This window comes from Candidatus Omnitrophota bacterium (assembly GCA_016209275.1).
In the GTDB taxonomy this organism is placed as follows: domain Bacteria; phylum Omnitrophota; class Gorgyraeia; order Aquiviventales; family Aquiviventaceae; genus JACQWM01.
In genome coordinates, this window is record JACQWM010000058.1 from 1 (window position 1) to 13,956 (window position 13,956).

Here is a 13,956-nt window from a genome sequence, read left to right on the forward strand (position 1 = left end):
CCCTTCCCTATGGCGTCGCCCCAGACCGCGCCCAAAGACAAGGCAAAAGTAAAAAGTAAAAAGACAAAAGGAAAGATGTCCCCCCTCTCCTTTTTCCTTTTGCCTTTTGCCTTTTGCCTTTTGCCTTGTCCAATAATACCACCGCCTGAGCGGCAATCCCTTCTTTGCCCGGGCAAAACGTCTCGGTGGTTTTCGCTTTCACTGACACTTGGCTCGGGGCAATCTTCAGCATCGCGCTGATGGCTTTCGCCATCTTCGTTTTGTAGCCGATGAGCTTCGGCGTATCCGCGACCACGGTGGCGTCGATGTTGGCAACCGCAAATCCCTTGCGTCGCACCTGACGGATCGCCGCGTCGATGAACCGACGGCTGTTGACCTTGCGCCACTTGGAATCGCTCGACGGAAACTGCTCGCCGATATCCGCAGCGCCAATCGCGCCGAAGAGCGCATCGGCCACCGCATGCAGCAGCACATCCGCATCCGAATGGCCCAAGAGCCCTCGCGCCGACGGCACAATGATCCCCCCGAGCCTCAGCGGCCCCTTCCCATGAAACCGATGCACATCGTATCCGATTCCAACCCTCATCTCACCCATCCGGTGCCGTGCTGCTGACAGGGGATACCTTAAATTGAGCAATCACCTGTGGTCGGCTAAAGTACACCATCCAAATCACGGCACCACCTAGCGGAAGAATCCCTGGGTACCGATTACCGGGGATACCTCCAACCCACTCATCCATCAGCCAGCCTAGTAGCGATATGAGGAACACCCCACCCCCAACTATAATGAAAAACGTTCCTAGAACCTGTGCCATGGTCAACCCCCATGGCCGACGTTTGAAGACACCCAACGCCGGAATCATCAAGATGAGCACCGTCTGCGCAATATTGACAACGAATGGATGCTGCCACCAATGAAGAAAGTACATTCCTGAGAGCTGATCCTTTACTCCTTCGGAATTCAACTCAAACCCGCTGAGGATATGGAAAAGCCAGTAGAGACTCGGCGCTCCACATAACAAAATGAACGCATCAAAGCCATATCGCTTGATCTTAGCTACTGATAAAGGATCGGACATCAACCTGATCGTCGGGACCGATGTCTGAGGTTCGATGACCAACGCCGAAGAATCGCCTCTGCAAGGACCATATCTTCTTTGGTCGTCACTTTGATATTCAGCGGATCGCCGAGGATCATGCGGACGGGAAAGCCGGCGGCTTCGACAATCGATACGTCGTCCGGATAGCGCGCGAGTGTTCCATTGGTTTCCGCCAGCGCTTTCGCGAACCAATCCCGGCGGATGATCTGCGGCGTTTGGACAAACCAGAGCCGGTTGCGATCCAGCGTCTGCTCGACACGGCCTCGCCGATCAACCGATTTCACCGTCAGCGACGCCGGCAGGCCACATGCCACGGCCCCGTTGCGTGCCGCGGCTTTTAACGAACGCGTCAGTACGGCACGACTCAGGCACGGCCGGGCCCCGTCATGCACCAACACCCAGTCCGCCGCCGCGGGGATTTCCGCAAACGCCTTGGCCACCGATTCAGCCCGTGAGGCCCCGCCGACGCACAACGTCGTCTTCGTGATGCCGTGCCGCTTCAGCATGACCTCGACGCGCCGTCGATCCGTCGCGCGCGTCGGCAGGATAATCCACCGGATGGACGGATGCTGCTGCAGCACGCGAAGGGCATGCACCAGCAATGGCGCGCCGGCCACCGGCCTCCACAGTTTGTTGGCGCCAAATCGCCGGCTCGCGCCCGCCGCCGGAACAATCGCCGCCACCCTTCTCAGTAATTTACGAGGTTTCATTGAAATTACCAATTACCAAGCACCAATAACCAAACAATGACCAATGTACCAATGACCGAATACCCAAATAAGAATAGGTGATCTGTTTGGTTATTGGTCATTGCGTGCCATGACGATTTCAGCGCTTCGGCTGATTGTTCTCCGGTCTGACAAACACCATGCGTCCGGCGGCCGTCTGCAGCACGCTGGTCACGACACCGCGCACCGGCTGGCCGATGAGGGCGCGGCCGTTTTCGACCACCACCATCGTGCCGTCATCGAGATACGCCACGGCCTGGTGATGCTCCTTGCCTTCTTTAATCGGCTTGATCTCCAAGGATTCGCCCGGCAGGACGATCGGTCGAAGGGCTTGGGCCAGCTCATTGACATTCAGCACGCTGACGTGCTGCAGCTCGGCCACCTTATTGAGATTGTAGTCGCTCGTGATGACGCGCGTGCCCAGCACTTGGGCCAGCTTCACCAGCTTCTCATCGGTGTCGCGGATGGCGGGAAAATCTTCTTCATGGATGCGCACATCCACGGTGTTGAGCGCTTGCAGCTGCTTGAGCACTTCGAGCCCGCGGCGGCCTCGGCTGCGCTTCAGCGGATCGGCGCTGTCGGCCACCATCTGCAATTCTTTGAGGACGAACGAGGGGATGATGAGCTTCCCCTCGAGAAACTTCGCCTTGCACACATCCAGCAGCCGACCGTCGATGATGGCGCTGGTGTCGATCACATGCGATTCTTCGCCGCGGTCATGCCGCACGAGCCGCACATACGGGATAATGACGTTGAACTCATCCCGGCCCCGCAGGGCCATCGTCATGCCGAGATAGCAGAACATCCAGGTCAGCACCACGCGCGTCGCGCCGATCGTGTTCTCCTCAAGCGGCAGCAATCCCACCGCATCCGCGACGAGCTTCGCCATCAGAATGCCGAAGAGCAAGCCGAACACCGCCGCAGAGAATCCGCGGACGGACACCCGGCCGACACGGTGGATGAGCGCTTCCACCCCCATCAACGCCGCGCCGGCCACCCCGCCCACCAGCGCGCCGAGGATCCCGAAGCCCGCCGACGATTGGCGGATGATCTGCGAGCCGAGTAACGCGCTGATGATGATAAATCCGATGCGAACAAATCGAAGATTCATGGACCGCTCCTAGGAAAGGGATAACGTGACAGCTTCTTTCACATGCCGCACGGGAATCACCTCAAGCCCCGCACAGGCCACGCCGCCGCGAGGCACCGCCGCCACGCAGCGCTGAAACCCTAACCGCGCGGCTTCATGCAGTCGCTGCGCAATATTCGCCACCGGGCGCACCTCGCCGGTGAGCCCCACCTCCCCAACGGCGAGATCCCGCCGCTTTGTTGGCCGCTCGTGCACACTGGAGGCGATCGCAATCGCCATCGCCAGATCCGCGGCCGGCTCCATGAGTGACACCCCGCCGAGCGATGAGACAAACACGTCCTGCTGCCCGAGGTGGTGCAATCCCACCCGCCGCTCCAACACCGCCAGCAGCATCGACAGCCGGTTGAAATCGATCCCCGTCGCCCGCCGGCGAGGCAGCCCCATGCCGCAGGGGCTCGTCAGCGCCTGCACTTCCACGAGCAGCGGCCGGCTGCCTTCCAGGCTGACCGTCACCATGCAGCCGGGCACGGCCTCCGTGCGATCACTCAAGAAGAGCTCGGACGGATTCGTGACCTCCACCAATCCTTCAGAGGTCATATGAAAGACCCCGATCTCGTGTGTGGCGCCAAACCGGTTTTTCGTGGATCGCAACACCCGAAAGCCGCTGGTCGGCTCGCCCTCGAAATAGAGCACGGTATCCACGAGATGCTCCAGCACCTTCGGGCCGGCCAGGAATCCCTCCTTCGTCACGTGCCCGACGAGAAACAAGGCGCTGTGGCGCTCCTTCACCAGCCGCACCAGCTCTTGGGCGCACGCGCGCACTTGGCCGATCGAGCCGGCCGCAGAAGAGAGCGCCTCGGTCTCCATGACCTGAATCGAATCCACAATCACGGCCTGCGGCTTGATTTGCGTGATGGCGGCCAGGATGATGTCCAGCTGCGTCGTTGAGAGCAGCTGCACGGTCGCCGCGCTCAGCCCTAAGCGGGTGGCGCGCAGCTTGGTTTGCCGCAATGATTCTTCGCCGCTGACATACACGACCGCCGCCCCGGCCGCCGAGAGCGAGCCAGCCAGGCTCAGCAGCAGGGTGGATTTACCGATCCCCGGCTCGCCTCCGACGAGAATCGCGGAGCCTGGCACGATGCCGCCGCCTAAGACCCGATCAAATTCGCCGACGCCGGTGCGCAGCCGGGCGGCATCCTCCAGGGACACCTCCGCCAGCGGGGTGGGGGCCGCCAACGCCTCGGCGACGGCCCCGCCGGACACCGAGAGCGGCTCGATGAGCTCTTCGACGAGCGAGTTCCACTCTCCGCACTGGGGACACCGGCCCAGCCATTTCACCGATTGGTGGCCGCACTGCTGACACACATAGAGCGATTTGACTTTCGGCATGCTGCGAGGGAGCTTATTTTTTGGTGGCTGGGCGTGCCGGCTGCCGCACCACGAGCTTCCACGGATGCGCGCGGAGATCATCCACGAAACCGCTCACCCGATGATAGAGGTCGTCGTCGAACAAGAGCTTGCCGATATTGCCCTGTCCGGACTCGGCGTACGACATGGCGAGATTCAGGCGCTCCCCGACGAGCTTCCAGTTGCGCGTCGCGTCCCGGGCCTCCCGCACGGCCTCTTTCAAATAGAGGCGGGCTTCGGGATCGCCCACGAGCGTGTTGATGCCTTCCAAGGTCGACTTCAACTCCGTCAACACCTCATTCGAGCGCTGGATGACGAGTTCCGTGGACACCGGCGGCTGCCCCATGAGCTGCTCGTTGCGTCCCAGCACCTTGCCAGCACCCGGGCCCGGGGCGATGGCGAGGTACTTCTCCCCCAGCAAACCGAACGTGCTGATGGCCGCCTGATCGTCGCTGCGAACCGTGACCGCGGATGGCAATCGGGTCGTGAGCTCGACGCGGGGAGCGATGCGATCCGCCGCCTGCAGAATGCGCACCCCCGCCACTTTCCCGACCTCGACACCCGCATATTGGACCGGCGAACCCTCGGTAATGCCATTGGCCGAATCAAAGATGACGCGCAGCCGATAGCTGGGCAAGAACACCGTCGTCAGATCGCCGATCGCAAACACGCAGATGGTCAGCAGCGCCACCCCGAGAATGACGAACGCGCCCACTTTGATTTCCAACGTCCAGCGTCGTGTCATTGTCGACGAGCAAACCTCCTGTGAGTGACCAGGTGACCAAGTGACCGGGTGGCCATGTAACCCTGCCTTGCACTAGGCCCACTTGGTCACCAGGCCACGTGGTCACTAGACTACTATTTTATCCTCTAGAGATCCTGATTTTCGTTCGCGTGGACCAGCGTGAGAGCACCCGGCGATCCGGCAACCCCTCCTGAATCGGCCCGGTCCCCTTGCCCTCGATAAACTGCCGGACCACCGCCTGCTCCGAGGCGCGAATCTCCTCAGGTGCCCCGACTTGCACAATGTTTCCATTGTAAAGCATCGCGATGCGATCCGCCACCTTGTAGGCGCTGTTCATGTCGTGCGTGACGACGATCGACGTCACGCGCAATTTATCGTGGAGCGTGACGATGAGCTCATTGATGATGTCCGCCATGATGGGATCGACCCCGGTGGTCGGTTCATCGTAGAGCATGATCTCTGGATTCAGCGCCAAGGCGCGGGCCAGCCCCGCGCGCTTGCGCATCCCGCCGGAGAGCTCCGAGGGATACCGATCGTCAATCCCTTCCAAGCCGACCAGCTGCAGGCACTCATGGACGCGCTGCGCGATGGCCTCGCGGTCCATGGTCGTGTGCTCCTGCAAGGAAAACGCCACGTTTTCAAACGTCGTCATCGAATCAAAGAGCGCGGCCCCCTGAAACAGCATGCCGAACTTCAAGCGGAGCCGGCTCAGCTCCTCATCGCCCAGCGCATTCAGGTCCGCGCCATTGACGACGACCTGGCCCTCATCCGGCTGCATCAAGCCAATGATGTGCTTCAGCAGCACGGACTTGCCGCAGCCGGAGCGCCCGATGATCACCATGGTCTCCCCGGTCTGGATGCTGAGAGTCACATGATCCAGCACCAGGTGGCTGTCAAAACTTTTCGACAGATCCTTGACGACAATCATCAATAATGCCACACGAAGTAGAACAGCGCAGTCAATAAACAGTCGGCCGCGATCACCAAGATGAAGGAGGAGACGACGGCCGCGGTTGTCGAGCGCCCGACGCCTTCGGCGCCCCCTTCGGTGCGAAATCCTTCGAAGCAGCTCACGACGCAGATGATCATCGCAAAGGTCACGGATTTGAGGAGCCCGGAGAACAAATCTTTGAAGACGAGCGGCAGCGTCGTCATTTTCCAGTAGAGGCTCGGTAAAGTGCCCAATTTGACCGTCCCGATGACGAACCCGCCGAAGATGCCGACCGCATCCGCCCACAAGGTCAAAATCGGCAACCCGATGAGCAGGGCGATGAAGCGCGGCACCACAAGAAAACTCACCGGGCTCACGCCCAGCGTGAGCAGCGCGTCAACCTGCTCGGTGACCTTCATGGTGCCAAGCTCCGCCGCAATGGCGGAGCCCACGCGGCCGGCAACGATCAGCGCGGTAATGACCGGGCCGATCTCTCTGACGATGGAGAGCGCGACGAGGCTGGCGATATAGATTTCCGCGGCGAGGCGCTGCATCTGGTAGGCGCTCTGAAAGGCGAGCACCATCCCGATAAACAGCGCAGAGAGAAACACGATCGGCAGCGACCGCACGCCGATTTTCCAGATCTCGTAGGCGATCGCCTTGCGGCGGATGGGCCGGCTGAGCGCCCCGCCCACCGCGCGCACCAGCAAGAGGCAGAGGCTGCCGGCATACCAGCACAGATCGACAAACCACGCCCCGGCCCACGTGACCGTGTCGTAGAACGAGGCGTTCAATCTCGCAATCATGAGGACGAGTCTAGCTCGTCGTGGTGGGATGCTCCGCCGGCGCTGACACCTCTTCAAAATCGAGCGTGTCGCCCTTGCGGACGGCGCGCAAGAGCGTGCCAGACTTCACCCGCTTGGCGATCACGGCTTCCGCCAGCGGATCTTCAAGCAGCCGCTGAATGACGCGTTTCAGGGGCCGGGCGCCGTAGACTTGATCGAACCCTTTCTCCACCAGCAGCGCCTTCGCCGAGGCATCCAGCTCCACGGAAATATTCTGCTCGCGCAGCCGCTCGCGCACCATCCCGAGCTCCAGATCGACGATTTTCCCCAAATCGTCCTGGGATAGCGGATGGAACACGATCACCTCGTCGATCCGGTTGAGGAATTCCGGTTTGAAGGCGCGCTTCACCTCCTCGAGCAGCTGCTCCTTCATCTTCTCGAAGTTCATATCGGCCTTCGTCTGCGCAAACCCGATGCTGCCTTGCTTGCGCAATTGCTCGGCCCCCAGATTGGAGGTCATAAACAGCACGGTATTGCGGAAATCCACCTTGCGGCCGAAACTGTCGGTCAGCCGGCCATCCTCAAGCACCTGCAGGAGGATGTTGAACACATCCGGGTGCGCTTTTTCGATTTCATCCAGCAGCACGACGGAGTACGGTCGGCGGCGGATGCGCTCGGTCAATTGTCCGCCCTCTTCATAGCCGATATAGCCCGGCGGGGCCCCGACGAGCCTGGACACATTGAATTTCTCCATGTACTCGGACAGGTCGAGCTGCACGAGCGCCTCCTCATCGCCGAACATGAACTCGGCCAGGGCTCGGGCGAGCAAGGTTTTGCCGACACCGGTGGGGCCAAGACAGATGAAGGAGCCGATCGGCCGCCGCGGGTCCTTGATCCCGGCGCGTGAGCGGCGCACGGCGCGGGCAATCGAAGCAATCGCCTCTTCTTGCCCAATGACGCGCTTGTGCATCCCCTCCTCCATCTTGAGGAGCCGTTCAGTTTCCTTTTCTTCAAGGCGCACCAGCGGAATGCCGGTCCATTTCGAGAGGATCACGGTGATGTCTTCCGCCGTGATGACCGGCATGGCTTCGCCCTTCGTTTTTTTCCAGTCGCCCTTGGTCTTATCGAGCTGCTCGCGCGCCTCGCGTTCCTGGTCGCGCAACGACGCCGCCAGCTCAAAATCCTGGCCTTTAATGGCGGATTCCTTTTCTTTGCGGATGTGCTCGATGCGCTCTTCGAGATCTTTGATCTCCGGCGGCACGGTCAGCACCGAGAGGCGCGCGCGCGAACCGGCTTCATCAATCAGGTCGATCGCCTTATCCGGCAGGAAGCGGCCGGCGATGTACCGGTCAGAAAGCTTGGAGGCCGCCTCCAGCGCCTCATCCAGATATTTCACCCGGTGATGCGCTTCGTATTTGTCGCGCAGCCCCTTCAGGATTTCGATCGTCTCCGCAACCGACGGCGGCTCCACCATCACCGTCTGAAACCTCCGCTCAAGGGCGGCGTCTTTCTCGATGTACTTGCGGTACTCATCCAGGGTCGTCGCCCCGATGCACTGGATCTCTCCGCGGGAGAGGGCGGGCTTGAGGATGTTCGACGCGTCGATCGCCCCTTCCGCCGATCCCGCCCCCACCAGCGTGTGGATTTCGTCGATGAACAGCATCACGTTCTCGTTGCGGTGGATTTCATCCATGACCGCCTTGATGCGCTCTTCAAACTGGCCCCGGTACTTGGTCCCCGCCACCATGAGGGCCAAATCCAGGATGACCACCCGCTTGTCGCGCAAAATCTCCGGCACATCGCCCTTCACCACCATTTGCGCCAGGCCCTCGACGATGGCCGTCTTGCCCACCCCGGCCTCGCCGAGCAGCACCGGGTTGTTCTTCGTGCGGCGGGCTAAGATTTGAATCACGCGCTCGATTTCCTCCTTGCGGCCGATCACCGGATCCAGCTTGCCCTCGCGCGCCAGCTGTGTGAGATCGCGCCCAAACGCATCCAACGCCGGCGTCTTCGTTTTGACCCCCGCCCCTGAGGGCGTGGCCGGGGCCGAGGAACCAAGCAGCGTGATCACTTCGTTGCGCACGCGATTGAGATCCAGCCCAAGATTCATGAGCACCTGGGAGGCCACCCCCTCGCCTTCGCGAATCAACCCGAGCAGCAAGTGCTCCGTGCCGATGTAGTTGTGGCCGAGGCTGCGGGCTTCTTCCATCGCCAGCTCAATGACTTTCTTCGCTTTGGGCGTGAAGGGGATGTCGCCGGAGACCATCGTGCTGGGCCCGCTTTGGACCAGCTTCTCCACCTCCAAGCGGATTTTCTCCGGCGAGAGGCCCAGCTTCTGCAAGACGGCCGCGGCCACCCCCTCGCCCTCGCGGATGAGGCCGAGGAGAATGTGCTCGGTGCCGATGTAGTCGTGGTTGAACCGCTTGGCCTCCTCCTTCGCCAGCAGAATCACCTTTCTCGCCCGCTCTGTAAACTTATTGAACATTAGGTTTGGCCTCCAAGTCGTGTGCGAATCAATTGCGCGCGGGTGGCGTCGCGTTCCTTCGCCGAGAGCGTCTTGCCTTCCAGCTTCTGCAAGTGCGCCGGCTGCGAGAACAGAAACAGCTCATTCACCGTCTTGCGAGTGAGTTGCCCGTCCATCACGCCTAAATCCACGCCGAGCCGCACGGCCGAGAGCAAATCCAGCGCCTCGCCGGAGCTCATGGTCTTCGCGTGGCGCAACAGCCCGTACGCGCGCCAAATCCGATCCTCCAGCTGATTGCGGTTGTTCGCCATGAGGGCCTCGCGCGCCGCCTGCTCCTGATGGATCACTTCTTTCACAATGCGCTCGATGTTCTCGATGAGCTCCTCTTCCGGCCGCCCGAGCGACACCTGGTTCGAAATCTGGAAGAAATTTCCGGAGGCTTCAGTCCCTTCGCCGTAGAGGCCGCGCGCCGTCAGGCCGAGCTTGGTGATCGTGTGGAGCACTTTGTTGATCTGTTTCGTGATCACCAGCGACGGCAGATGGGCCATGACGGAGGCGCGCAGCCCCGTCCCCGTGTTGGTCGGGCAGCAGGTCAGATAGCCCCAGTCGCTGGAGTACGCGTACGGCAGGATTTCGGCGAGCTCATCATCCAGCGCGTTGATCAGCTCCCACGCGTCGCGCAGGTTCATCCCGGACTGCATCACCTGAAGCCGCAGATGATCCTCTTCGTTGATCATGATGCTGATCACTTCGCCCTGCCCGATGGCGACCGCCTTATGCTCCGCATGCACGATGTGCTCGCGGGACACGAGATGCCGCTCGAGGAGAAACTGCCGATCTACCTCGGTGATCTCCCCCATATCCACGAGCAGCGGGTTGGCGAGCGAGGCGGCTTTCGGCAGGGCGTCTTTGACCGCCTTCAACACCTCGGCTTGGGAGGCCTTGGTGGCCCGCGTGGCAAACGGATACGGCTCCAGGTTGCGGGCCAGACGGATGCGGCTGGAAATCACGATATCTGACACCGGCCCGGCCCCCCGCAGCCACTCGCTGGGCTGTTTCAATAACTCATCAATTTCTTTTGGCATGGTTACTCTGTTTTGTTCTTCTTCGGTTGCTGCTCTTGCTGCTGCTCCATGCGGCGGATCTGATCCCGCAATCGCGCCGCCTCTTCAAACTCCTCTTTCTCAATCGCCCGTCCCAGCTTGCGCTTCAGCTCCGCCAGTTCGGTCTTGGCCGCGGCGGGCTTCACCAGCCGCGCCGGGGACTTGCCCAGGTGGATCGGCGAGCCGTGGATGCGCTTGAGCAGGCTGCCGAGGCTACGCTTAAACGTCGTGTAACATTGCGCGCAGCCTAAGCGGCCCACTTTCCGGAAGTCCTCGTAGGTCATGCCGCAGCTGGGGCACGTTTTAACAGGGGCTTCTTCCGCCTCCGGCTGCTTGCTGAAATCCGCCAGCTCCGAGAGCAAATCGGCCAGCCCGAAATGACTTTCCACTTGAGCGCCTTTTTGGTTGGCGCATTGCTCGCACAGGTGCAGCTCGGTCATCTGCTCGTTGACGATCTCGGTCAGATGCACCGTCGCCTGCGCTTGTTTACAAATTTCGCACAACATGGGGCTTTTCTTGTCGTTTGCGACTACGTGATTTTAAGCGTCCTTAAACTTGGCTAGATACCCAATGATATAGTGTACCAGGTTTCTCGTCCCTGGCAAAGATCAAGGGTACTTCAGGAAATCCACCATCTTAATACCTGACGCCTTCGGTTTTGGTGAGCTGGCGGAAAGCGGCCTGGAGTTTTTTGGTGATCGAGCCAGGCTTGCCAAGACCGATCACGCGGCCGTCGATTTTCACGACGGGCACGATCTCGGCGGCGGTGCCGGTGAGGAAGACCTCATCCGCGTTGAAGAGGTCATGGCGGGTGAGCAGCTCCTCGCTGACATGGAGCCGCTGTTTGGCGGCCAGCTCCATCACCGTCTGCCGGGTGATTCCGCGCAGCACCCCGATGTAGGGCGGGGGTGTCACGAGGGCGTTGCCCTTGATGATGAAGAGATTCTCCCCGGTGCATTCAGTCACATAGCCGGAGTGCGAGAGCATGATGGCTTCTTCGTAGCCGGCGTTGATCGCTTCGATTTTCGCCAGGATGTTATTGAGATAGTTCAGCGATTTGATCTGGGGGTTCAGCGCTTCCGGCACATTGCGCTGGGTGGCCACGGTGATGAGTTCCAGCCCGCGCTCGTAGAGCTGCTTCGGATAGAGCTGAATCTTATCGGCGATGGCAAACACCGTGGGCTTCGCGCACTTGCGCGGATCCAGCCCCAGATCGCCTTCGCCGCGCGTGACCACCAGCCGGATGTAGGCGTCCTTGAGCTTATTGATTCGCAGGCTCTCCTTCACGATGTTGCTCAGCTCCGCCTGGCCCATCGGAATCCTGAGCATGATCGTATGCGCGGATTCAAAAAGCCTGGCGATGTGCTCCGCCAATTTGAAGACGCGGCCGTTGTAGGAGCGGATGCCCTCAAAGACGCCGTCGCCGTAGAGCAGCCCATGATCGAACACCGACACCACCGCCTGCGACTGCTCCACAAATTTTCCATTGAGATACACTTTCATGAAATCCCCCCTCTCTCGAACCTCATCTGCGTCATCATCAGTTAGCAATCTGTGTCATCATCTCTTCGCAGTTTGCGCCTCAAGCATGCGGCCGTCTTGCAAGACGATGACGCGATCCGCGGCTTCCGCCAGTTTCATTTGATGCGTCACGACGACCAGCCCGACCCGGTGGCACTGGTGGATGCCGATCAACAATTCCATCACCTCGGCGCCGGTTGTGGAATCGAGATTGCCCGTCGGCTCATCGCAGAAGAGCACCTGGGGCTGATTCATGAGCGCTCGGGCAATCGCCACCCGCTGCTGCTCGCCCCCCGAGAGCTCCCGCGGCCGATGGCGCGCGCGCTCGCTTAAACCCACCCGGCTCAATTGCTCGCCGGCGCGCGCCCTCAGCGCGCGGCGGCCTCGCTGGGCGCCGATGAGTGCCGGCAGCATGACATTCTCCAACGCCGAGAGCTCCGGAAGCAAGTGATAAAACTGGAACACGATGCCAAGCTGCCGGTTGCGAAAGGCGGAGCGCTTTCCGTCGCCCAGCTTCGAGACATCCACGCCATCCCAGAGCACGGCCCCTTTCGTCGGCGTGTCAAGGCCGGCGAGCAGATGCAGCAGCGTGGACTTGCCCGCCCCGCTGGGCCCGACGATTGCGACGAACGCGTGAGCGTCGATGGACAACGTGACGCCTTTGAGCACTTGCAGCGTGACCGATCCCATGCGGTATTCTTTCCACACATCACGAGTTTCAATCATCTGTTCGTGGCCCGGTGGCCATGTGGCCACGTGGCCACTCGGTCACTTGGCCACCTGATTGGTTGGCTATTCATAGCGCAGCGCATCCACAGGAGCCAGCCGAGCGGCGCGCACCGCCGCGTAGGTGCCAGCGAGCATCGTCAGCGCGAGGGTGGCGACCACGATGGCGGCGACATCGCCGGTCTTGACCAGGGTCGGGATCTGGTCGAGATAATAGACCGACGGCGGAAACAAACTCATCCCCCACGTCAGTTCCACCCATTGCAAGATGGCATTGAGCCGCGCGGCCAGCGCCATGCCAAGCCCCGCGCCCACGCACACGCCGATGATCCCGATGGTGCAGCCCTGCGAGAAAAACAACGTCGCGATCGAGCCCCGCGTGGCCCCCAGGGCCCGCAGCACGCCGATATCTTTCGTTTTTTCCATCACGATCATGATGAGCATCGACATGATCTGGAGCGCGGCGACGACGATGATCAACGTGAGAATCACGAACATGACGGTTTTTTCAACGCGCAAGGCGCCGTAGAGCGCGGAAAATCGGTCCATCCACGTGCTGACCCGAAACCCTGGCCCCAAGGATTGCTGCAGGCTCTTGGCGATCGAAACCGAGCGCTCCAGATCATCAACCGAGACGCTGACTCCGGTGACCAAGGGACCGAGCCGCTGGATCTGCTGCGCTTTCGGAATCGAGACCACCGCCACCATGAGATCAAAATCATACAGCCCGGAGTGGAACAGGCCGCTGACGGCCAGCTCGTGGACTGCGCCGTCCGCCGGGCTCACCAGCCGCAGGCGATCGCCGACCCCCAGGCGAAGGGCTGAGCGCAATTCGGTGCCGATGGCGACTTCCTGCTCGTGCGTTGGCAAATGCCCGGCGACGAGATACGATGGGAGCTTGCTGACCCGCGCCTCCCGCTCGACATCAATGCCGCGGATGACGACACCGAGACTTTGATCTCCGGATTGCGCGATGGCTTGCCCGGCCACAAACGCGCTCACGCCGACCACATGATCCATCGCCGAGACTCGGCGCATGACCTCCTGCGCATCCCGCAAACCGCCGGGTGCCTCCACCATCAGATGCGAATTCGTGCCGACCAGTTTCTCCGTGATGTCGTGATCAAAGCCGGTCATCACGGCCAGCACGACGATGAGGGCGGCGACACCAAGTGCTACCCCGCCGATGGAGAGCAGCGCGATGATGGAAATAAACCGCTCGCGGCGCTTGGCGAACAAGTACCGCAGGCCAAGCCAGCCTTCGTAGCTCATCCCACCCCCTGCGTGTTGGCCGCTGGCCGGTTTCGCCTCGCTCGATCCCTCTTTCGCCTCGTGCGAGGCGAAACGGGCTGCCGA

Annotated in this window: 14 protein-coding genes; all 14 read right to left on the reverse strand. The window is 61.1% G+C overall.

All coding sequences use genetic code 11. The features are described from left to right. Nucleotides 1–7 precede the first annotated feature (7 nt). Nucleotides 8–586 carry a 2-C-methyl-D-erythritol 2,4-cyclodiphosphate synthase gene (locus HY737_08345; GenBank protein MBI4598392.1) on the reverse strand — a complete coding sequence of 193 codons (579 nt, stop codon included), beginning with the start codon at nt 584–586 and terminating at the stop codon, nt 8–10. A gap of 1 nt (nt 587) precedes the next feature. Beyond that, nucleotides 588–1,079 (reverse strand): hypothetical protein, encoded by a 492-nt coding sequence (locus tag HY737_08350; protein MBI4598393.1) that lies wholly within the window; start codon nt 1,077–1,079, stop codon nt 588–590. Next, nucleotides 1,079–1,810, reverse strand: a complete 732-nt coding sequence (gene ispD, locus HY737_08355) for a 2-C-methyl-D-erythritol 4-phosphate cytidylyltransferase (protein MBI4598394.1) — start codon at nt 1,808–1,810, stop codon at nt 1,079–1,081. Before ispD ends, HY737_08350 begins: the two co-directional genes overlap by 1 nt. A gap of 118 nt (nt 1,811–1,928) precedes the next feature. Next, nucleotides 1,929–2,939, reverse strand: a complete 1,011-nt coding sequence (locus HY737_08360; GenBank protein MBI4598395.1) for a PIN domain nuclease — start codon at nt 2,937–2,939, stop codon at nt 1,929–1,931. Nucleotides 2,940–2,948: 9 nt separating this feature from the next. Continuing rightward, nucleotides 2,949–4,307, reverse strand: a complete 1,359-nt coding sequence (gene radA, locus HY737_08365; GenBank protein MBI4598396.1) for a DNA repair protein RadA — start codon at nt 4,305–4,307, stop codon at nt 2,949–2,951. A 13-nt stretch (nt 4,308–4,320) separates the two neighbouring features. Then, nucleotides 4,321–5,070 (reverse strand): MCE family protein, encoded by a 750-nt coding sequence (locus tag HY737_08370; GenBank protein MBI4598397.1) that lies wholly within the window; start codon nt 5,068–5,070, stop codon nt 4,321–4,323. A gap of 118 nt (nt 5,071–5,188) precedes the next feature. Continuing rightward, nucleotides 5,189–5,998 carry an ABC transporter ATP-binding protein gene (locus HY737_08375; protein ID MBI4598398.1) on the reverse strand — a complete coding sequence of 270 codons (810 nt, stop codon included), beginning with the start codon at nt 5,996–5,998 and terminating at the stop codon, nt 5,189–5,191. Further along, a complete protein-coding gene (locus HY737_08380) occupies nt 5,998–6,807 on the reverse strand; it encodes an ABC transporter permease (GenBank protein MBI4598399.1) in 810 nt (269 codons plus the stop codon). Before HY737_08380 ends, HY737_08375 begins: the two co-directional genes overlap by 1 nt. Before the next feature lie 10 nt (nt 6,808–6,817). Further along, nucleotides 6,818–9,271, reverse strand: coding sequence for an ATP-dependent Clp protease ATP-binding subunit (locus HY737_08385; GenBank protein MBI4598400.1), 2,454 nt, complete (start codon nt 9,269–9,271; stop codon nt 6,818–6,820). Further along, nucleotides 9,271–10,335, reverse strand: a complete 1,065-nt coding sequence (locus HY737_08390) for a protein arginine kinase (protein MBI4598401.1) — start codon at nt 10,333–10,335, stop codon at nt 9,271–9,273. The genes HY737_08385 and HY737_08390 overlap by 1 nt, the downstream gene beginning before the upstream one ends. 2 nt (nt 10,336–10,337) lie before the next feature. After that, nucleotides 10,338–10,859, reverse strand: coding sequence for a UvrB/UvrC motif-containing protein (locus HY737_08395; protein ID MBI4598402.1), 522 nt, complete (start codon nt 10,857–10,859; stop codon nt 10,338–10,340). A 130-nt stretch (nt 10,860–10,989) separates the two neighbouring features. After that, the gene (gene ilvE, locus HY737_08400) at nt 10,990–11,856 is read right to left on the reverse strand and encodes a branched-chain-amino-acid transaminase (GenBank protein MBI4598403.1); all 867 of its coding nucleotides are present in this window, start codon (nt 11,854–11,856) and stop codon (nt 10,990–10,992) included. A 57-nt stretch (nt 11,857–11,913) separates the two neighbouring features. Then, nucleotides 11,914–12,600: an ABC transporter ATP-binding protein gene (locus HY737_08405; GenBank protein ID MBI4598404.1), complete on the reverse strand. Its 687-nt coding sequence runs from the start codon at nt 12,598–12,600 to the stop codon at nt 11,914–11,916. A gap of 66 nt (nt 12,601–12,666) precedes the next feature. Then, the gene (locus tag HY737_08410; protein MBI4598405.1) at nt 12,667–13,872 is read right to left on the reverse strand and encodes an ABC transporter permease; all 1,206 of its coding nucleotides are present in this window, start codon (nt 13,870–13,872) and stop codon (nt 12,667–12,669) included. Nucleotides 13,873–13,956 lie beyond the last annotated feature (84 nt).

Coding starts and splice junctions, on each gene's coding strand:
- HY737_08345 (MBI4598392.1), bottom strand. CDS start 586: ATGAGGGTTGGAATCGGATACGATGTGCATCGGTTTCATGGGAAGGGG.
- HY737_08350 (MBI4598393.1), bottom strand. CDS start 1,079: ATGTCCGATCCTTTATCAGTAGCTAAGATCAAGCGATATGGCTTTGAT.
- ispD (MBI4598394.1), bottom strand. CDS start 1,810: ATGAAACCTCGTAAATTACTGAGAAGGGTGGCGGCGATTGTTCCGGCG.
- HY737_08360 (MBI4598395.1), bottom strand. CDS start 2,939: ATGAATCTTCGATTTGTTCGCATCGGATTTATCATCATCAGCGCGTTA.
- radA (MBI4598396.1), bottom strand. CDS start 4,307: ATGCCGAAAGTCAAATCGCTCTATGTGTGTCAGCAGTGCGGCCACCAA.
- HY737_08370 (MBI4598397.1), bottom strand. CDS start 5,070: ATGACACGACGCTGGACGTTGGAAATCAAAGTGGGCGCGTTCGTCATT.
- HY737_08375 (MBI4598398.1), bottom strand. CDS start 5,998: ATGATTGTCGTCAAGGATCTGTCGAAAAGTTTTGACAGCCACCTGGTG.
- HY737_08380 (MBI4598399.1), bottom strand. CDS start 6,807: ATGATTGCGAGATTGAACGCCTCGTTCTACGACACGGTCACGTGGGCC.
- HY737_08385 (MBI4598400.1), bottom strand. CDS start 9,271: ATGTTCAATAAGTTTACAGAGCGGGCGAGAAAGGTGATTCTGCTGGCG.
- HY737_08390 (MBI4598401.1), bottom strand. CDS start 10,335: ATGCCAAAAGAAATTGATGAGTTATTGAAACAGCCCAGCGAGTGGCTG.
- HY737_08395 (MBI4598402.1), bottom strand. CDS start 10,859: ATGTTGTGCGAAATTTGTAAACAAGCGCAGGCGACGGTGCATCTGACC.
- ilvE (MBI4598403.1), bottom strand. CDS start 11,856: ATGAAAGTGTATCTCAATGGAAAATTTGTGGAGCAGTCGCAGGCGGTG.
- HY737_08405 (MBI4598404.1), bottom strand. CDS start 12,600: ATGATTGAAACTCGTGATGTGTGGAAAGAATACCGCATGGGATCGGTC.
- HY737_08410 (MBI4598405.1), bottom strand. CDS start 13,872: ATGAGCTACGAAGGCTGGCTTGGCCTGCGGTACTTGTTCGCCAAGCGC.